The organism is Pseudomonas sp. R15(2017) (genome assembly GCF_002112685.1).
Lineage (GTDB): Bacteria > Pseudomonadota > Gammaproteobacteria > Pseudomonadales > Pseudomonadaceae > Aquipseudomonas > Aquipseudomonas glycinae.
In genome coordinates this window covers 126,873-146,603 of the sequence record NZ_NEII01000003.1, presented here as the reverse complement: position 1 = coordinate 146,603, position 19,731 = coordinate 126,873, and the positions used below count along the sequence as shown (strand labels likewise).

The 19,731-nt window shown below is 61.2% G+C and carries 18 protein-coding genes; 5 read left to right on the top strand and 13 right to left on the bottom strand.

What is annotated here, in order from left to right:
- The first annotated feature begins 21 nt into the window (after nt 1-21).
- Nucleotides 22-1,266: an FAD/NAD(P)-binding oxidoreductase gene (locus CAF77_RS07545; protein ID WP_064380549.1), complete on the top strand. Its 1,245-nt coding sequence runs from the start codon at nt 22-24 to the stop codon at nt 1,264-1,266.
- 9 nt (nt 1,267-1,275) lie between these two features.
- Nucleotides 1,276-2,076, top strand: a complete 801-nt coding sequence (locus CAF77_RS07540; RefSeq protein ID WP_064380546.1) for a sulfite exporter TauE/SafE family protein — start codon at nt 1,276-1,278, stop codon at nt 2,074-2,076.
- A 48-nt stretch (nt 2,077-2,124) separates the two neighbouring features.
- Here CAF77_RS07540 and CAF77_RS07535 read toward each other — a convergent pair whose 3' ends face one another.
- The 7 genes from CAF77_RS07535 to CAF77_RS07505 form a co-directional block, all read right to left on the bottom strand.
- Nucleotides 2,125-3,405 (bottom strand): TRAP transporter large permease, encoded by a 1,281-nt coding sequence (locus CAF77_RS07535; RefSeq protein WP_011334824.1) that lies wholly within the window; start codon nt 3,403-3,405, stop codon nt 2,125-2,127.
- Nucleotides 3,405-3,932 carry a TRAP transporter small permease gene (locus CAF77_RS07530; RefSeq protein ID WP_064380544.1) on the bottom strand — a complete coding sequence of 176 codons (528 nt, stop codon included), beginning with the start codon at nt 3,930-3,932 and terminating at the stop codon, nt 3,405-3,407. The genes CAF77_RS07535 and CAF77_RS07530 overlap by 1 nt, the downstream gene beginning before the upstream one ends.
- A 79-nt stretch (nt 3,933-4,011) precedes the next feature.
- Complete coding sequence (locus CAF77_RS07525; protein WP_064380543.1) at nt 4,012-4,983, bottom strand: TRAP transporter substrate-binding protein; 972 nt, start codon at nt 4,981-4,983, stop codon at nt 4,012-4,014.
- A 57-nt stretch (nt 4,984-5,040) separates the two neighbouring features.
- Complete coding sequence (locus CAF77_RS07520) at nt 5,041-5,934, bottom strand: SMP-30/gluconolactonase/LRE family protein (protein WP_064380541.1); 894 nt, start codon at nt 5,932-5,934, stop codon at nt 5,041-5,043.
- Nucleotides 5,935-5,975: 41 nt separating this feature from the next.
- A complete protein-coding gene (locus CAF77_RS07515) occupies nt 5,976-6,800 on the bottom strand; it encodes an NAD(P)-dependent oxidoreductase (protein WP_064380539.1) in 825 nt (274 codons plus the stop codon).
- 149 nt (nt 6,801-6,949) lie between these two features.
- Nucleotides 6,950-8,245, bottom strand: a complete 1,296-nt coding sequence (locus CAF77_RS07510; protein ID WP_064380538.1) for an OprD family porin — start codon at nt 8,243-8,245, stop codon at nt 6,950-6,952.
- 171 nt (nt 8,246-8,416) lie between these two features.
- Entirely contained in the window at nt 8,417-9,367 is a 951-nt protein-coding gene (locus CAF77_RS07505) for a polysaccharide deacetylase family protein (RefSeq protein ID WP_064380537.1), read from the bottom strand.
- A 203-nt stretch (nt 9,368-9,570) separates the two neighbouring features.
- Here CAF77_RS07505 and CAF77_RS07500 point away from each other — a divergent pair, with 203 nt between their 5' ends.
- Together CAF77_RS07500 and CAF77_RS07495 are read left to right on the top strand one after the other, a co-directional pair.
- Nucleotides 9,571-11,226 (top strand): MFS transporter, encoded by a 1,656-nt coding sequence (locus CAF77_RS07500; protein WP_085654266.1) that lies wholly within the window; start codon nt 9,571-9,573, stop codon nt 11,224-11,226.
- Nucleotides 11,223-12,365, top strand: coding sequence for an HlyD family secretion protein (locus CAF77_RS07495; RefSeq protein WP_064380532.1), 1,143 nt, complete (start codon nt 11,223-11,225; stop codon nt 12,363-12,365). Before CAF77_RS07500 ends, CAF77_RS07495 begins: the two co-directional genes overlap by 4 nt.
- A gap of 120 nt (nt 12,366-12,485) precedes the next feature.
- Here CAF77_RS07495 and copD read toward each other — a convergent pair whose 3' ends face one another.
- From copD to CAF77_RS07480, 3 genes are read right to left on the bottom strand one after another with little or no spacing between them, the layout of a single operon-like run.
- The gene (gene copD, locus CAF77_RS07490; protein ID WP_085654265.1) at nt 12,486-13,343 is read right to left on the bottom strand and encodes a copper homeostasis membrane protein CopD; all 858 of its coding nucleotides are present in this window, start codon (nt 13,341-13,343) and stop codon (nt 12,486-12,488) included.
- Between the two features lie 3 nt (nt 13,344-13,346).
- Entirely contained in the window at nt 13,347-13,709 is a 363-nt protein-coding gene (gene copC / locus CAF77_RS07485; RefSeq protein ID WP_085654264.1) for a copper homeostasis periplasmic binding protein CopC, read from the bottom strand.
- A 47-nt stretch (nt 13,710-13,756) separates the two neighbouring features.
- Complete coding sequence (locus tag CAF77_RS07480; protein ID WP_085654263.1) at nt 13,757-14,191, bottom strand: GNAT family N-acetyltransferase; 435 nt, start codon at nt 14,189-14,191, stop codon at nt 13,757-13,759.
- 146 nt (nt 14,192-14,337) lie between these two features.
- Between CAF77_RS07480 and CAF77_RS07475 the strand changes: the two genes are divergently transcribed.
- Nucleotides 14,338-14,958 (top strand): TetR/AcrR family transcriptional regulator, encoded by a 621-nt coding sequence (locus CAF77_RS07475; RefSeq protein ID WP_007952885.1) that lies wholly within the window; start codon nt 14,338-14,340, stop codon nt 14,956-14,958.
- Nucleotides 14,959-15,101: 143 nt separating this feature from the next.
- On the opposite strand, the gene preA is transcribed toward CAF77_RS07475, so the two are convergent.
- From preA to hydA, 3 genes are all read right to left on the bottom strand, one after another.
- The gene (preA, locus tag CAF77_RS07470) at nt 15,102-16,376 is read right to left on the bottom strand and encodes an NAD-dependent dihydropyrimidine dehydrogenase subunit PreA (protein WP_064380523.1); all 1,275 of its coding nucleotides are present in this window, start codon (nt 16,374-16,376) and stop codon (nt 15,102-15,104) included.
- Nucleotides 16,377-17,744, bottom strand: coding sequence for an NAD(P)-dependent oxidoreductase (locus CAF77_RS07465; RefSeq protein WP_085654262.1), 1,368 nt, complete (start codon nt 17,742-17,744; stop codon nt 16,377-16,379).
- Between the two features lie 185 nt (nt 17,745-17,929).
- Complete coding sequence (gene hydA, locus CAF77_RS07460; protein ID WP_085654261.1) at nt 17,930-19,369, bottom strand: dihydropyrimidinase; 1,440 nt, start codon at nt 19,367-19,369, stop codon at nt 17,930-17,932.
- Nucleotides 19,370-19,731: the final 362 nt, after the last annotated feature.

Genomic DNA, 19,731 nt, shown 5'->3' with positions numbered 1-19,731 from the left:
TGCAGCCATAAGGAACAAACAATGAACGATCAACACTGGGGCCCATCCATCAGTGCGGACATCGTGGTCATCGGCGGCGGCACTGCCGGCATCGGTTTTGTCGCGAGCCTGCTCAAGCGCGATCCCGGCCTGAAAATCACGGTGATCGAGCCGAGCACCCTGCATTACTACCAACCGGCGTGGACGCTGGTCGGCGGTGGCGCCTATGACGCCAAAGACACCGCCCGACCGATGAACAAAGTGATGCCGCGCCAGGCCACCTGGATTCAGGCCGCCGTGACCGGCATCGACCCCGACCAGCGCCGTCTCACCCTCAACGATCAACGCACCATTACCTATCAGAACCTGATCGTCTGCCCCGGCCTGCGCCTGGCGTGGGAGAAGATCGAAGGCCTGCAGGACAGTCTCGGCCAGCACGGCGTCACCTCCAACTACAGCTATCAGCACGCGCAATACACCTGGGATCAGGTGCAGAAACTGGGCGGCGGCAAAGCGCTGTTCACCCAGCCGCCGATCCCGATCAAGTGTGCCGGCGCGCCGCAAAAGGCGCTGTACTTGTCCTGCGATCACTGGCTCAAGCGCAACGTGCTGAGTCAGGTCGATGTCGAGTTCAATCTGGCCGGTGCCGCGCTGTTCGGCGTGCCGACCTTCGTACCGCCGCTGATGAAGTACATCGAGAAATACAACGCGCGGCTGGCATTCAATTCCAATCTGGTGAAGGTCGACGGCCCGGCGAAAACTGCCTGGTTCGACGTCAAGGATGCGGACGGCAACGTTACCCGTCAGGCCAAGACTTTCGATTTGTTGCACGTCGTCCCGCCGCAGGTTTCACCGGATTTCATTGCGCAAAGTCCGCTGGCCGACGCCGCCGGCTGGTGCGAGGTCAACCCGCACACGCTGCAACACCCGCGCTATCCGGAAGTGTTTGCCTTGGGCGATATCTGCGGCACCACCAATGCGAAAACCGCCGCGGCAGTGCGCAAGCAGGTCGTGGTGGTGGCGGAAAACCTGCTGGCCCTGCGCAAAGAACTGGCGCTGCCGCTGAAGTACGACGGCTATGGTTCCTGCCCGCTGACGGTAGAGAAGGGCAAGGTGATCCTCGCCGAGTTCGGCTACGGCGGAAAATTGTTGCCGACCTTTCCCCTCGACCCGACCGTGCCGCGCCGCTCCGCGTGGTGGCTGAAGGCGACGCTGCTGCCGTGGTTCTACTGGAACGGCATGCTCAAGGGCCGCGAATGGCTGACGCGTCTGTCCAGGGTCGACTGAGAACACTCTATGTTGCTGGCAAGTCTGTTTGGCGTGGTGATGGGATTGATCCTCGGTCTGACCGGGGCCGGCGGCGGGATTCTCGCCGTACCGGCGCTGGTGCTCGGGCTGGGCTGGACGATGACGCAGGCGGCGCCGGTGGCGTTGTTTGCAGTGGGCAGCGCGGCGGCGGTCGGCGCGATCGATGGTTTGCGTCACGGTCTGGTGCGCTATCGCGCGGCGCTGCTGATTGCAGCGCTCGGCGCGGTGTTTTCGCCAGTGGGCATCTACTTCGCCCATCAGTTGCCGGAAAAGGTTTTGATGATTCTGTTCAGCCTGCTGATGGTGATGGTGGCGTGGCGCATGCTGCGCCGCGAACGCCAGCAGCAGGGGCCAAGCGATCATGGCCACGCCAGTTGGGGCCAGAAGAACTGCATGCTCAATGAGCAGACCGGCCGTTTCGACTGGACCGCCAAATGCACCGCGACCCTCGCGGCACTGGGCGCGGTCACGGGTGTGGTGTCCGGGTTGCTGGGGGTTGGCGGCGGGTTTCTGATCGTGCCGGCGTTCAAGCAACTGACCGATGTGCAGATGCGCGGCATCGTCGCCACTTCACTGATGGTCATCAGCCTGATTTCCGCCATCGGCGTAATCGGTGCGTTCCATGCCGGGGTGCGGATCGATCATCTGGGTGCGTCGTTCATCGTAGCGAGCATCGTCGGCATGATCATCGGCCGCAAACTCTGCGCGCGGGTGCCGGCGAGGACGTTGCATGTGGGGTTTGCCAGTGTGTGCCTGGTGGTTGCGGCTTACATGTTGCTGCGGGCGTGAGACAACACCTGTGGCGAGGGAGCAAGCGCCCTCGCCACAGTGATCGCGTTACAACACCAGGTGCGGTAACCACAGCGACAGCGCCGGAACGTAGGTCACCAGCATCAGCACCAGGAACAGCACGGCGTAGAACGGCAGCAGCGCCTTCACCGTGCTTTCGATACTGACTTTGCCCACCGCCGAACCCACGAACAGCACGGCGCCCACCGGCGGCGTTATCAGGCCTATACCGAGGTTGACCAGCATGATCATGCCGAACTGCACCGGGTCGACGCCGATACCGAGAATCACCGGCATCAGGATCGGTGTGAGGATCAGGATCAGCGGTGCCATGTCCATCACGGTGCCGAGCAACAGCAGCATGACGTTGATGCACATCAGGATCACGTAGCGGTTGTCGGACAGGGTCAGGAACAGCGTGGTGATCTTCGCCGGGATCTGCATCAGGGTCATGATGTAGCCGAAACTGGCGGCGAAGCCGATCAGAATCATCACGATGGAAATGGTGCGCACCGTGCGATGCATCAATTTCGGCAGCTCACTCCATTTGTAGTCGCGGTAGATGAACATGGTGACGAAAAACGACCACAGCACGGCAATGGCCGCCGACTCGGTGGCCGTGAAGATCCCCGACAGAATCCCGCCGAGAATGATCACCATCGCCATCAGGCCCCACAAGGCTTCGCCGCAGATCTTCAGGGCTTCGCGCAGCGGGATCACTTCGCCCTTGGGGTAGTCGCGTTTGCGCGCAAAAATCAGACACAACACCATCAGGCACGCGCTCATCAGCAGGCCCGGCACCACGCCGGCCATGAACAGCGACGCAATGGAAACGGTGCCGCCGGCCGCCAGCGAGTAGAGCACCGAGTTGTGACTCGGCGGGGTCAGCAGGGCTTGTACCGAACCGCTGACGGTGACCGCTGTGGAGAATTCCCGAGGGTAGCCCTTGCGCTCCATTTCCGGGATCAGCACCGAACCCACCGACGCGGTGTCGGCCACCGACGAGCCGGAAATCGCGCCGAAAAAGGTCGAGGCCATGATGTTGACCAGCGACAGCCCGCCACGCACGAAGCCCACCAGGACCCCGGCGAACGCCACTAGCCGCCGAGACATGCCGCCCTCGGCCATGATCGCGCCGGCCAGCACAAAGAACGGAATCGCCAGCAGCGAGAATTTGTTCACCCCGCCCGCCACCTGAATCATCAAGGCCTGGAATGGGATGTCGATCCACCACGCGCCGATCAGCGCCGACAGCCCGAGGGCATAGGCAACCGGCATGCCGATCAGGATCAGTGCGATAAAACTGCCCAGCAGAATCAATGCGTCCATCAGGCAGCCCCTTCGTTTTCTTCAACCAGGTCGAACCGCACCACGCGGCGATTGCTTTGATCGCCGAGCAAGAGTTTTTCCAGTACGAAAACCAGCGTCAGCGCACCGCCAATCGGGATCGGCATGTAAGTGATGCCGACCCGCAATGTCGGCAGGGCGCTCATGAACTGGTTCCACGTCGACAGGCACAGCTTGGTGCCCCAGATGGTCATGAACAGGCAGATGGTGCCCATGAGCACTTGCGAAACGATGCTCATGGTTCGGCGCATCTTTGGTTGCAGGCGGTCGGTGACCATCGCCACTGCCATGTGCGCGCCGGCGCGATAGCTGGCGGCGGCGCCGATGAAAGTGAAGACCATCATCAGCAGGATGGCGGTGGGCTCCGGCCAGCTCGAACCTGTGCCGAGGACGTAACGGGCGAACACGCCCCAGGGGATGATCAGGGAAATGGTCAGCACCGACAGACCGGCGACCCAGATGCAGGCCATGTAGATCCGGTCATTGATGCGCAGCAGCAAATTCTTCATCGGGTTCCACCGTAACCGGGCATGCGCGGACATCAGGCGACGTCAGCGCTGCCGGGCCTTTTGCAAAGGGCTGGGAGGTTTACTGAACGGCTTCGATGCGCTTGATCAGGTCGGCGTAGGGCGCGCCGTATTTTTCACGGATCGAGGCGGTGGCCTCATAGAAGGGCTTCTTGTCGACGGTGATGAACTCGACGCCGGCCGCCTTGAGTTTTTCCTCGCTGCTGACGGACTTGGCGTCCCACAGCGTGCGCTCCTGAGCCTGTGCAGCCTTGGCGGCTTTTTTCACCAGCGTCTGCTGATCGGGCGTGAGTTTTTCCCAGGTGATTTTCGACATCACGATCGGTTCGGGCAGGATCAGGTGCCCGGTCAGGCTGTAGAACTTGGCGTTCTGGTAGTGGTTGTGTTCAAGCAGGGTCGGTGGGTTGTTTTCCGCGCCGTCGATGACGCCGGTCTGCAGCGCACTGAAGATTTCGCCGGTGTCCATGGCGATCCCGTTGCCGCCCATGGCGTTGATGGTTTCGATGAACATCGGGTTGCCCTGCACGCGGATTTTCATCCCCTTGAGGTCTTCAAGGCTGCGCACCGGTTTCTTGGTGTAGATGTTGCGCGTGCCGCCGTCCATCCACGCCAGAGCGACGAGGTTGAATTCGGATTGAGTGATCTTGTCGAGGATCTCGTCACCGATTTCACCGTCGATGATCTTGCGCATGTGCGCCTGGTCACGGAACACGAACGGCATGTTGAACACGTTCACGTCCGGCACCACCGGGCCGACGATGCCGAGGCTGACGCGGGCCATTTGAATGGCGCCGACCTGTGCCTGTTCGACCACTTCCTTTTCCGAGCCGAGTACGCCGCCAGGGAACATCTTGAAGGTCAGCTTGCCGTCACTTTCGGCAACCAGGGTCTTGCCCAACTGTTCTTCGGCGACCACGGTCGGATACCCGGCGGGGTGGATGTCGGCGAATTTGATTTCCAGCGCCTGGGCGGCGCTGCCGAAGGTGAGCGCGAGGGGGAGAGCGGCGGCGAGCAACGTGCGTTTGAAGTCCATGAGGGGTTCTCCAGTCTTGTTATTTTTGTGTTCAAGGCACAGCGATGCAGCAGGGGGTTACAGCAGGTCGTCGAACAATGGCTCCGGCAGGCCTTTGACGCCGGGGTTGAGGGCGAACACGCCGCCGGCCAGCGAATGCGGGTCCTGGTCGTCGGCGGGGCGGATGGAAGTCACGAACAAGGTGTCCATCCGGCTGCCACCGAAGGCGCACATGGTGGGTTTTTTCACCGGTACCGGCAGCGAGCGGTCAAGGCGGCCTTCCGGGGTGAACCGGTGGATCAGGCCGACATCGTTGGCGCAGATCCAGTAGCAGCCATCGGCATCCACGGCAGCGCCGTCGGGACGGCCGTAAAAATGGTTCATGTCCACGAACACCCTGCGGTTGGAGGGTGTGCCTGTCTCGGTGTCGTAATCGAAAGCCCAGATCAGTTGCACGTTCGGGTGCGAGTCCGACAGGTACATGGTTTTGCCGTCCGGGCTGAAGCCCAGACCATTGGGCACGATGAAGCCATCAAGTTGTGCCGCTATCACGCCTGTTTGCCCGGCACCGTAACGATAGAGCCGGCCCTCGGGCAGATTCAGGCCCATGTTCAGCACCATGCTGCCGGCCCAGAACCGGCCCTGACGGTCGCAGCGGCCGTCGTTCAGGCGCATGTCCTGGCGGCTGTGTTCCACGGTCGCGAGCAGGTCGCTGTCAAGGCTGCCATCGCTGTGGGGGCGCAGTTGAAAGAACCCGCTCTCCATGCCGGCCACCCAGCCGCCCCGGCTGTGTCGGGCGAGGCAGGCGAGCATCTCGGGAGCCTTCCAGGCGTGAACATGGCCAGTGTCGGCATCCCAGCGTTGCAGGCCACCGTTGGGGATGTCGACCCAGTAGAGCGCATTTTCCTGCGGCACCCACACCGGGCTTTCACCCACCGCGTTGCGGGCGTCGACGATCAATTCGGCTTGCATACTCATTCCCTTGGTTTTGTTGGAGAGGTGAAACGCGCCGGTCAATCGCCGAACGGGCCCGCCGCAACAAAGGCCCCGCCCTGATAGATCCGCGCCGGGTCATCGCTGGCGGGCATCGGCTGCGCTTCGACCTTGTCGCGAAACACTTCGGAGGTGTCCTTGGCCTCGAAGCCGAGGTGGCTGGCGAAGCGGTTGTCCCACCACACATCCTTGTTGGCGGATATGCCATAAACCACGGTGTGGCCGACGTTGGGGGTGTACAGCGAACGCTCGAGCAATTGGGTGAGGTCGTCGAAGCTGAGCCAGGTGTGCATCATTCGGCGGTTCTGCGGTTCGGGAAACGACGAGCCGATGCGGATGCTGACGGTTTCGATGCCATAGCGATCGAAGTAGAAACTGGCCATGTCTTCGCCGTAGGACTTGGACAGACCGTAGTAGCCATCGGGGCGGCGAGCGGAGCTGGCGTCGAGATGCTCATCCTGTTTGTAGAAACCGATGACGTGGTTGGAACTGGCGAAGATCACCCGTTTGACGCCGTGGCGGCGTGCCGCTTCATAGATATGGAACACACCGCAGATATTGGCGCCGAGGATTTCTTCGAAGGGGCGCTCCACTGAAACGCCACCGAAATGCAGGATCGCATCCACGCCTTCGACCAGTTGATGCACGGCGGTTTTGTCGGCGAGGTCGCAGAGCACGATTTCTTCCCGGTCATCGATGGCCGGGGCGAGGGCGGCGATATCCGACAGGCGCAGCACGTTGGCATACGGGCGCAGACGTTCGCGCAAGACTTTGCCCAGGCCACCGGCGGCGCCGGTCAGCAGCAGGCGATTGAACGGAGTTGGGGCGGTGGAGGTGGACGTCATGGCAATCCCTTACACGTTGTTATTAGGTTTGTTGTAGGTTGTCGTATGACTGCGTTGAAGTATCGGTAGGGTTTCCGGAACTTGTCAACGCGACTTTCGGTGTAAATGACGGAAGGCTGATTCACCTTCCGCTCATGCCATGTTCGGGTTTACAGCAAGGAAATCGGGTAACTGATGAAGATCCGGTTCTCGTCGAATTCATTGGTGCTGAAGTCCCGGCGAATCGTCGCGTTGCGCCATTTGACGTTGAGGTTCTTCAGCGGGCCGCTCTGCACGGTGTAGGCCAGTTCCGATTCGCGACCCCATTCCTTGCCATCGGTGATGGTGCCGATGTGCACGTTGTCACCGCTGATGTAGCGGTTCATCAGCGTCAAGCCGGGGACGCCGAGGACGACGAAGTTGTAGTCGTGGCGAATCTGCCAGGAGCGCTCCTTCGCGTTGTCGTAACTGGCGTTGTAGCTGTCGTTGGCCAGGGTGCCGCCGCTGGTGCCATTGACGCGCATCCAGGCATCGTCGCCGCTAAGCTTTTGCAAGCCGATGTAGAACGTGTTGCCGCCGTACCTGGCCGAAAGCATGGCGAACGCGGTTTTGTTGTCGAGGTCGCCGGCCTGGGCGCTGCCGTCCTCCTTGCCGGTGAAGAAACCGAGGTTGGCGCCGAGTGTCCAGTCGCCCAGTGGCTGACTGTGGCTGAGGTTGAAATACTGCTGTTGGTAGATGTCGCTGAGTTCGGCGTACCACACACCGACGAGCGTGCGCTTATCGTTGAAGGTGTATTCGCCGCCGCCGAAGTTGAAGCGGTCGGAGGTGAAGGCGCCTCGGCCGTTCATCGACATGTCTTCCATGCTGGCATCGTTGCGCGGGCTGTTGCCGCGGAACTGGCCACCGTAAAGGGTCAGGCCATTGATTTCGGTAGACGTGATCTGGCCGCCGCGAAAGGTCTGGGGCAGTGATCGACCATCATCCGAGCGCAGGATGGGCAGCACCGGCATCCATTCACCCACCTTCAATTCGGTCTTCGACACCTTGGCCTTGAGCGCTACACCCAGGCGCCCGAAATTGTCCGCCGGGCGCCCGTCATCGTGGATCGGCAACAGCTGCGTACCGCCGGTGCCTTTGCCGCCATCAAGTTTCTGCGAATACATGCCCAGCACGTCCAGGCCAAACCCGACGGTGCCCTGAGTGAAACCGGATTTGGCGTCGAGGATGAAGTTCTGTGTCCACTCTTCAGCCTTGCCCTGCGGGTAGTTGGGGTTGACGAAGTTGCGATTGAAGTAGGCGTTGCGCAGGTTCAGGGTGGCTTTGCTGTCTTCGAGGAAACCCTCGGCATCGGCACTCATCGGCAAGACGAGAGCGAGACTGCTGCAGCCGATCAGGCTCAAGGTGGAACGCGGGCGGGGGACAGAAAAACGGGACGTGCGGACGGAATTGCAGACGAGTGTGCTCACTGTGACGCTCCCTGTTTCATTTGTTGTTTTTATTATTTGTTATACGTCGTCGTACAACATGGTTGCGGATATTTGCGAGGTTTTCCGGAAATGTCAACAGGGCGTCGTACGATGACTTTGGGTGAGCGGGCAGCCCTCAAAGCGCTGTGAAGAGGGCTGCTTTCGGCACGTTTATTGGTTGTAGAGCGCTTCAGTGTTATCGATCAGGGGATTTTTTTCGGTCAGCACGATCTGCGCGATCTGATCCTTGCGCATGAAACTCACCTTCGGATGCGACTGGGCGTACCGGATGAAGCGCTCCATGGCCTCGACCATCGCCGGGGTGCCGCCGATGCGGTCGTGCAGACTCACCGACATCATCCGCCGCTTGCTCGCGCCTTCGGCGTAGAGGCGATCAAATTCCAGCACCAGTTGCTGGTAGAACTGCTCGGCGGAGAAGTGCCGACCCTCGACCAGCACGATGTCGTTGTTGCGCAGGGTGTATGGCACCACGGCGAATTTACGCCCGCGAACCATGGTCACGAACGGCTCGTCACGGCTGACGTCGTCAATGTGGTAGGTGAAATTCAGATCCTGCAGCACCTTCAACGTATTGGGGCTGCGGCGCAGCCAGTTGGCGTTGTAGCCGACCGAGCGCTGGCCGGTGATTTTTTCCACCGCTGCGACACCGTCGCCGATGAACTGTTTTTCCTGGGCGTAGTTCATGTTGTATGAATCGGCCCAGCGCATGCCGTGGGCCGCCAGTTCATGACCGCGCTCGGCGATCGCCTTGGCCAGTTCCGGGTGCTTGAGCGCCGCTTCGCCGACCACGTGGGAGGTGACTTTGATGCCGGTGCGATCCCACAGATCGAGCATGCGCCACAGGCCTTCCTTGTAGCCGTAATCGAACCAGGTCTGCGCCGGTAGATCCGGGTAGCCTTTTGGCAGCGGTGTGCCGGAGAACGGACTTTCGGCGCCCTCGGGTTGACCGCCGGTTTCGAATTGCATCGACACCGAAATCACCAGTTGCGAGCCATCCGGCCATGGGCGTTCCTGGGCGAAGGCGAGGGCGGGCAGCAACAGCGTGGCGGCCAGCAGGTTTTTCAGCAGACGCGGGGAGCGTTGCCAGCGGGGAGTGGTCATATCGGGCACCTTGCAGGTTGAGAAGTGCGGCAAGGTTGGCATCCGCTACGCTTGGGAAAAATCAGCTGCGGGCGAGATGTCTTTTAAACAGAATTTACGAATCCACCCAAAATCTTTTGTGGGAGTGAGCTTGCTCTCTCACTGGATAGGTGTTCGACCAGGAATTGCGGCACACTTAAGCGACTACAAGACAAGGCCTTTCAATGGATCAATACGCCCCGCGCAACTGGCAGCCGCACGAGAAGCCCAGTCTGCCCGGTTCCCCCTCGACGCCGCTGCATTCCAACCCCAAGCGCCTGGCTTATGCGCTGGTGGGCGTGCTTGTCGCGGTGACCGGTGGTCTGGGCAATGCGCTGGTGGTCGCCAACCTGCCTTACCTGCAAGGTGCGCTTGGAGCGACCACGGCGGAGATGGCCTGGCTGCCGGCGGCGTACGTGATGACCAACGTCTCGATGAACCTGCTGCTGGTGAAATTTCGCCAGCAGTTCGGCCTGCGGGCATTCACCGAGGTGTTTCTGGTGCTGTATGCGCTGGTGACCTTCGGCCATCTGTTCGTCAATGACCTGAATTCGGCGGTCGCGGTGCGCGCGGCCCACGGCATGGTCGGCGCGGCGCTCAGCTCGCTGGGCCTGTATTACATGGTGCAGGCGTTCCCGGCCAAATGGCGGTTGAAGGCATTGGTACTGGGCCTTGGCACCTCGCAGTTGGCCTTGCCGCTGGCGCGGCTGTTTTCCGAAGACTTGCTGCAGATTGCCGAATGGCGCGGCCTGTACCTGTTCGAATTGGGCATGGCACTGCTGTCGCTGGGCTGCGTCTTGTTGCTCAAACTGCCGCCGGGTGACCGCTTCAAGACCTTCGAACCCCTCGACTTCCTGACGTTCGCGATCCTTGCGACCGGCGTTGCGCTGTTGTGCGCGGTGTTGTCCCTGGGCAGGATCGACTGGTGGCTGGAGGCCGACTGGATCGGTATCGCCCTGGCCGCATCGATTGCCCTGATTCTCGCGGGGCTGGCTATCGAACATAACCGCAGCAACCCGATGCTGATGACCCGCTGGCTCGGCAGCGGGGTGATGATCCGCCTGGCGCTGGCGGTGATCCTGATTCGCATGGTGACCTCGGAGCAATCGACCGGCGCCGTGGGCTTCATGCAAAACCTGAACATGAGCAGCCAGCAGTTGCACAGCCTGTATGTGGTCATGCTGATCGGCAGCGTTGCCGGGCTGCTCACCAGTGCGCTGACCATCAACCCGCAACACTTGCTGATGCCCCTGATCATTTCGCTGGCGTTGATGGCCACCGGCTCGATCCTGGACAGCTCATCAAATAACCTGACTCGCCCCGGCAACCTGTATTTCAGCCAGTTCCTGCTGGCGTTCGGCAGTACCTTCTTCCTCGGTCCGACCATGGTGCTGGGCACGCGCAACGTGCTGACCAACCCGCGCAACCTCGTGAGCTTTTCCGTGTTGTTCGGGATCTGCAACAACCTCGGCGGCCTGATCGGCGCGGCATTGCTGGGGACTTTCCAGATCGTGCGCGAGAAATTTCATTCCAGCCATATCGTCGAGCAACTGGTAATGTCCGACCCGCGTGTTGCCGCCCGGGTGCAAAGCGGGGGCTCGGCGGTTGGCTCGCTGATCGCCGATCCGAGCCTGCGTCATCTGGCGGGGATCCGCAGCCTGGCCAACGCCGCCACCCGCGAAGCCAATGTGCTGGCCTACAACGATGTGTTCATGCTGATCGCGGTGATCGCGATCCTGACCATGATCTGGATTTCCATCCGTGCGCTGTGGCTGATCAGCACCACCCGAGCCGTCGCCCCGACATCTTCCGTACCTTCCAGCGGTGCCACCTCTTCATGACCGAACCGACCACCACAACCACCAATGCCATCGCCGCCACCCCTGAAGGCGTGGCGCCGCCGTCATCACCGAACACCGAGCCGCGCTCGTTGCGGGTGCGGATCATCTCGTCGCTGGGCTTTGCCGCGATTGCCATCGTCGGTGTGCTGATCGTGTTGTATGCCTGGCAACTACCTCCGTTCAGCAGCGCGGTCGAGACCACTGAAAATGCCTTGGTGCGCGGGCAGGTGACGATCATCGGTCCGCAGCTCAGCGGTTATGTGTTTGAAGTGCCGGTGCAGGATTTCCAGTTTGTGAAGGAAGGGGATTTGCTGGTGCGTCTTGATGACCGCATCTATCAGCAACGCCTCGACCAATCGCTGGCGCAACTGGCGGTGCAGAAGGCTTCGCTGGCCAACGTCGTGCAGCAGCGCAACAGCGCCGAAGCGACGATCAAATTACGTCAGGCGGTGGTGGCCGACAGTGAAGCGCAGTTACGTAAAAGCGAGGCGGATCTGCGTCGCAACAAGGCGCTGGTCAATGACGGTTCGGTGTCCAAGCGTGAGATGGACGTGGCGCTGGCTGCCAATGCGCAAAGCATTGCGGCGGTGGCGCAGGCCAAGGCCAATCTGGAAATCGCCCGGCAGGATCTGCAAACGGTGATCGTCAATCGCGGCTCGCTGGAAGCCGCGGTGGCAAGTGCCGAGGCGGCAGTGCAGCTGGCGCGGATCGACTTGTCCAACACCCGGATCATCGCCCCGCGTGACGGTCAGCTCGGGCAGATCGGCGTGCGCCTCGGCGCCTACGTCAACTCCGGGGCGCAGTTGATGGCGCTGGTACCGAACCAGAAATGGGTAATCGCCAACCTCAAGGAAACCCAGATGGACAACGTGCGCGTCGGGCAACCGGCGAGCTTCACCGTCGATGCCTTGAACCACCGCAAATTCACCGGCCACGTGCAGCACATCTCGCCGGGCACCGGTTCTGAATTCGCGTTGTTGCAGGCCGACAACGCCACCGGCAACTTTGTGAAAATCGCCCAGCGGGTGCCGGTGCGCATCACCATCGATCCGGATCAGCAGGAAAGCGAGCGCTTGCGGCCGGGGATGTCGGTGGTGGTCAGCATTGATACGGCCGCCGGTGATACACAACCTCACTGATCAACACATCAATTTGTGGGAGCCGGCATGCCCGCGATGGGGTCGGCACTACACGATCTCTGTTTCTGATATTTCGCGATCGCGGGCAAGCCCGCTCCCACAGGGATGTGTGGTGAGCCTTCAGGCAGCGATCATCGGCGGCAGGGTGCCGAGCACCGAAACCGCCGCCACGGCGCCGATCCCCAGCAGCCATTCGAGCATGACGCTGCGCTTGAGGGTGTCCATACGCTGTTCGCAATCGTTGATCCGCAGGCGATTGAACAGCGCCAGTGCAAGCATGCCGGACACCAGCAGCGCCTTGATCAACAGGATCAGGGCGAATCCCGAGAACAGCGGTGTCGGCCACCACTGGCCGGTGAGCACGCGCACGTTGATCAACCCGGTGATCAGCAGGCCGGCGACCAGCCCGTAACCGAGCCCACTGAATCGCCGCAGGATTTCGCGAATGTTTTTGTCAGGTTGGCGCAGGATCATCACCAGCATCAGCAGCCCGCCAAGCCAGGCACCGACGCAGGTCAGGTGTATCAATTGATTGAGGATCAGCATCTGTCCGCTGAAACCATCGAGCATCGCGCCGTGTCCGACCGGTGCCAGCGTCATCAGCAGCAGCGCGCTCAGGCCCAACCGCAATGGCCGGTTCGAACGCCACGGCGTAAACAGCAAGGCCAGCAACAAGGCGTTGATCAACAGATGCCAGCGCCAGACCTGACCGAAAAACGTGTGCCCCAGCACTAGCTCGACGGTGGCCGGATCAAACGCCGCAGCCGCCGAACCGGCCATGCTGGCGGTAATCAACAACGCCCAACAGACGCCGCTGGCCAGGGCAATCGCCACCAGCCAGCGGGACAGTTGCGCCAGCCGCCGATCCAGCGCCGGCGCTTCACCCTTGAGCAGCAGCGGCCGGAACAGCCAGGCCCCGAACAGCATCAATACCACGATGAAATGCAGGAACCGGCACAGCACCAGCGCTTCGCTCATGAATTACTGGCCAACCTTGAACTGATAGGCGCCTTCGCTCTTGTGCGTGTCGACCGACACCGCATGCCATTCGACCTTGTATTCGCCAGCGGTCAGCGGTGCTTCGGGGGTGACGATCAGGGTTTTCTTGTCACCTTCGGTGGTCAGCGGTCTGACCGCCACCGGCTTGCCGTCGTGGGTCACGGTGACTTTGGTGAAGCTGGCTTCGACGCCTTCGGAAAACACCAGGCGCAGATCCGCCGGTGCGGCGACGGTGCTGTCGGCGGCCGGGGTCTGACTTTTCAGATGGGCGTGGGCGAAGGCCTGGGAAGTGACGATCAGCGAGGCCAGCAGCGCGCCAGCGGTGAACAGTTTTTTCATCGACATGGAACGATTCCTTTCAGTGAAATGGCGGGCTGAGTATAGGACGTGGATCACAGGGCTTTCAGGCGCATGTGAATGACCGGAAACGGCCGGCCTTCGCCGTCGAGTGCCGAGCGGCCGATGTCTTCGAAGCCGTAGTGCCGGTAGAAACCATGGGCTTGCGGGTTCTGTTCATTGACGTCGACTTTCAGCAACGGGCGGCGGACATGGTCGAGCAAACGTCGGCCGATCCCCTGGCCACGGTAAGCCGGGTCGATGAACAGCATCTGCACAGTGTCATCGTCGGTGGCGATGAAGCCTGCCGGGGAGTGATCGGGGTTCTCGAAAACCTGCACATTCAGGGCAGGCAGGTAGGTGTCACGCACCAGCGGGAACAGCCGGTGAATGTCGTCTTCCGGGAGGAAATCGTGGGTGGCGCGGACCGAGCGCTCCCACAGTGCGGCGAGCTGCGGATCATCCGCAGCGACGCGCTTTCGAATGGCCATGGACAGATCCTTCAGTGTCTGACGGGGAGAAGGAGGGCGATCCTAAACCAGAAAAAAGCCCAAGTGTGTGAAGAATCGTTCTCGGCTGTCGCCCCGTGCCCAGAGCGGATGCTAGTCTTCAACAACGTTGTCTTCAGGGAGCCCTCATGGGCAATCACAAGATCGAAATCCGCCGCACCAACGTCGACAAGATCCTGCTGGCGGCGGAAAAAGTCTTCGCCGAAAAAGGTTTCGGCGGCACCGCCATGGCGGACATTGCTGCTGAAGTGCAGCTGCCGCGATCCAACCTGCATTACTACTTTTCGACCAAGAGCGAGCTGTACAGCGCGGTGCTGTTCGACCTGCTGGAAGTGTGGAAGCAGGACGCGCTGTGCTTCGAGATGTTCGATGATCCTCGTGTGGTGCTCAGCAGCTACATCCGCGCCAAGATGAACCACTCGCGCAGCCGGCCGTACGGTTCGAAAGTCTGGGCCAACGAAATCATCCACGGCGCGCCAACCCTCGGCGAGGCCCTGGATGTGAGCCTGTATGACTGGGCGAAGATGAAAGAGGCGAAGATCCGGCAGTGGGTCGAGGACAAGCGGATTCTGCCGGTGGAGCCGTCGAGTTTGTTGTACATGATCTGGGCGTCGACGCAGCACTATGCGGACTTTGATCATCAGGTAAATATTCTGAATGAGCACCAGCCGTTGTCGGACATGCAGTTCGAGCGGGCGGTGCAGACGGTGACCAGCGTGATTTTGCGGGGGATCGGATTAGAACCTTGAGCCTTGTAACTGATCGTTCCCACGCTCCGCGTGGGAATGCCTCCGGTGACGCTCTGCGTCATGCTCTGAAGCGGACGCAGAGCGTCCATGGCTGCATTCCCACGCGGAGCGTGGGAACGATCTTTCAGCGTGGGAACGATCATTCAAGGGCTGACGTGATACGGATTCCGCGGATCATGATTCCAGTCCAGGAACGGCTTGCCCGTCTCCATCGGCACCATCTCGATGCAATCCGCCACCGGGCAGGTGATCTGACACAGATTGCACCCCACACACTCATCATCGATCACTTCATATTTATGCGTGCCATCGGCCTGTTTCAGACTGCTGATCGCCTGGTGTGAAGTGTCTTCGCAGGCAATGTGGCAACGCCCGCAACCGATGCACGCCGCCTGGTCGATCTTCGCGATCACCTGGTAGTTGATGTCCAGGTACTTCCAGTCGGTCGTATTGCCCACCGCGCGCCCGGAAAATTCGGCGATGCTGGCGTAACCCTGGCTGTCCATCCACCGCGACAGGCCATCCTTCATCTCATCGACGATCCGGAAGCCGTGCAGCATCGCCGCCGTGCACACCTGCACCGCGCCGCTGCCCAGTGCGATGAACTCCGCCGCGTCACGCCAGCTGCCAATGCCGCCAATGCCGCAGATCGGCAGGCCCTGGGTCTGTGGATCACGGGCGATTTCCGCGACCATGTTCAGCGCGATCGGCTTCACTGCCGAGCCGCAATAACCGCCGTGGGTGCTTTTGCTGCCGACGGTGGGCAGGGCGACCATGTGTTCGAGGTCGACGCTGGTGATCGAGTTGATGGTGTTGATCAGCGACACCGCATCGGCGCCGCCCCGGTGTGCAGCGCGGGCGGCGACGCGGATGTCGGTGATGTTCGGCGTCAGTTTGACGATCACCGGCAGCGAGCAATAGGTCTTGCACCAGCGCGTAACCTGCTCGACATACTCCGGCACCTGACCGACCGCCGCGCCCATGCCGCGCTCGGGCATGCCGTGGGGGCAGCCGAAATTCAGCTCGATCCCATCGGCGCCAGTGGCCTCCACCAGTGGCAGGATGTGTTTCCACGACTCTTCGACGCACGGCACCATCAGCGACACGATCAGCGCGCGATCCGGCCAATCCTTTTTCACCTGAGTGATTTCCCGCAGGTTGATTTCCAGCGAGCGGTCGGTGATCAGTTCGATGTTGTTGATGCCCAGCACTTCGCGGTTGTTGCCGTAATGCGCCGAGTAGCGCGACGACACGTTGACCGCCGCCGGGTCTTCACCCAAGGTTTTCCAGACCACGCCACCCCAGCCGGCCTCGAAGGCGCGCACCACGTTGTAGGCTTTGTCGGTCGGTGGCGCGGAGGCCAGCCAGAACGGATTGGGGGCTTTGATACCGGCGAAGACTATCGAGAGATCGGCCATTTACGCAGCCTCCACATTGAGCATCAGTTGAGCGTTGATCGCCTCGGCGGCGCGCTTGCCGTGTTGCACCGCTTGCACGGTCAGGTCCTGATCGAGGCTGGTGCAGTCGCCGCCTGCGTACACGCCGGGGATACTGGTGCGCAGGTTTTCATCGACCTGGATGCGTTCGCCCTGACGCTTGAGTTCGCGGGCCAGCGGGTCGGCGAGGGCGCTGCCGTCGAAGGCCTGACCGATGGCTTTGAAGATCGCATCGGCGGCCAGTTCGAATGTTTCGCCAGTGGTTTGCAGACGACCGTCCACCAGATGGGTGCGGGCGAAACGCATGCCGCGCACCTTGCCTTGAGCGTCGAGCAGCACTTCGTCCGGTTGGGCCCAGGTCAGCAGTCGCACCTGATTGGCTTTGGCGATGTCCTGCTCATGGCCGGTGGCGCCCATGTCTGCCGCGCCACGGCGATAGACCAGATTGACGTCGCGGGCGCCGAGGCGGGCCATTTGCACGGCCATGTCGATGGCGGTATTGCCGGCACCGAGGACGATGCAATGTTCGGCCAACGGCAGTTGCGACAGGTCATCGGCCTGGCGCAGTTCGCGGATGTAGTCGGTGGCGGCGAGCAGGCCGGGGGCGTCTTCGTGGGGCAGGCCGAGTTGCTTGCTGGCGTTCAGGCCGAGGCCGAGGAACACCGCGTCGAACTGTTGATGCAGTTCGCTGAGGGTCAGATTCTCACCGAGTTTCTGGCCGTGACGGATTTCGATGCCGCCGATCTGCAGGAGGAAATCCAGTTCCTTCTGCGCGTAGTCGTCGACCAGTTTGTACTTGGCGATTCCGTATTCGTTGAGCCCGCCAGCCTTCTCCCGCGCTTCGAAAATTACCACCTCGTGACCGTGCATGGCGCTGCGATGCGCGCAGGACAAACCCGCCGGGCCGGCACCGACCACGGCGATGCGTTTGCCCGTCGCGGCGGCGCGCTGGAATGGATGTTCGGTGAAGTTCGCGTTGTCCACGGCATAACGCTGCAGCAGGCCGATCAGTACCGGTGCGCATTCGTGGGCGTTGTTGCGCACGCAGGCTTGCTGGCAGAGGATCTCGGTCGGACAGACGCGGGCGCAACTGCCGCCGAGGATGTTCGCCGAGAGGATTTTCTGCGCTGCGCCGGGCACGTTGTCCTGATGGATATTGCGGATGAACGACGGAATGTCGATCTCGCTCGGGCATGCATTCACGCACGGCGCGTCGTAGCAATACAGGCAGCGCGAGGCTTCCAGATGCGCCTGACGGTCGTTGAGCGGTGGCGCCAGATCGGTGAAATGGCCGGCGAGGGCGGCCGCACTTTCGTGCGGGTGCGGGAGATGGTTCAGGGTCTCGATCACGGTTTTTGCCTCACGGTTAATTGAGGTTTTCTGCCTCTGTCGGGCAGTGGTTTTTTGTGCTGTGTTTGATCGTTCCCACGCTCCGCGTGGGAATGCAGCCCGTGACGCTCCGCGTCACTGGACGCAGAGCGTCCCTTGAGGCATTCCCACGCAGAGCGTGGGAACGATCAACGGCAATCAGGGAATCAGCGCTTGACGGCCACAGGCCTGTGCAACTCAGCCCGCTTGCTCAGCAAATCAAACACCGCCGGATACGCCGGCCGTTCGATATACCGGCCCGCCCCACGCTCGGCGCGCAGGTCACCGTCGGCCCAGACCACCCGGCCCTGGCTGACGGTATGGCTCGGCACACCGGTCACGGTCTTGCCTTCGAAGATGTTGAAGTCCACCTGCTGATGGTGGGTCTTGGCGGAGATGGTGCGGGTGCCTTGCGGGTCCCACAGCACCAGGTCGGCATCGGCGCCGACGCGGATCGCGCCTTTGCGCGGGTAGAGGTTGAAGATCTTTGCAGTGTTGGTGGAGGTGAGGGCGACGAAGTCCTGCATCGACAACCGTCCCGAGTTCACCCCTTCATCCCACAACACCGCCATGCGGTCTTCGATGCCGGCAGTGCCGTTGGGGATCTTGCTGAAGTCGTCGCGGCCGGCGGCTTTCTGCTCGGCGCAGAAGCAGCAATGGTCGGTGGCGGTGGTGTGCAGATTGCCGCTCTGCAAACCATGCCACAGCGCATCCTGATGCCCGCGCGGACGGAACGGCGGGCTCATCACATAACCGGCGGCGGTCTGCCAGTCCGGATGCTGATAGACACTGTCGTCCAGCAGCAGATGCCCGGCCAGCACTTCGCCGTAAACCGGTTGGCCCTTGCTGCGGGCATAGGTGATTTCGTCGAGGGCTTCCTTGGTCGAGACGTGCACCAGGTACAGCGGCGTGCCGATGGTTTCAGCGATCCGGATTGCCCGGCTCGCGGCTTCGCCTTCGACCTGCGAGGGCCGCGACAGCGGATGCGCTTCCGGCCCGGTGATGCCCTGGGCCATCAACTTGCGTTGCAGGTGATAGACCAGCTCGCCGTTTTCTGCGTGCACGGTCGGCACCGCGCCGAGTTCCAGGCAGCGCTCGAAGCTCGCCACCAGCGTGTCGTCGGCGGCCATGATCGCGTTCTTGTAAGCCATGAAATGCTTGAAGCTGTTGATCCCGTGATGGCTGACCAGCTCGGCCATTTCCTCCCGCACCTGCTCACTCCACCAGGTAATCGCGACGTGGAAGCCGTAGTCGGAGGCGGACTTTTCCGCCCAGCCGCGCCACTGGTGAAAGGCTTCGAGCAGCGACTGCTGCGGATTGGGAATCACGAAATCGATGATCGAGGTGGTGCCGCCGGCCAGCCCTGCAGCGGTGCCGCTGTAGAAGTCTTCGCTGGCCACGGTGCCCATGAACGGGAGTTGCATGTGGGTGTGCGGATCGATGCCGCCGGGCATCAGGTATTGGCCGCTGCCGTCGAGCACTTCGGCGCCAGCGGGAATATCCAGGTTTTCACCAATGGCTTTGATCACGCCGTCAGCGCAATAGACATCGGCGCGGTAACTTTCATCATGGGTAACAACGGTGGCGCCACGGATCAACAGAGACATTCCGAGTTCCTCGCAGGCATGACCGACTTGTGCCGGTTCTAGTGTTTTATTGTCTGCAGCGCCGAATACGTAATCTTGTCAGCGCTGTCAGGAATAGACGCTAGTCGCAGTTATGCAATTGATCAAGATTATTTTTTATAAGCTTATGACTGTTTTAAGTAATTGAAAAATAACGATAAAAATACAAAATCACCAAAATGGTGAGGCGCTTCACCATTTTGACGCACTTGACAGGATGGAAATATGAGCAAGATTTCCTATGTGAAATCAGCCGCTTGAAGTTGAGCGGAGAGTGAGGCGTCCTGAAGAAAAATAATGCAGTGCACCAGATTGAGTCCTGACAGTTCGGACAACTTGCCTGG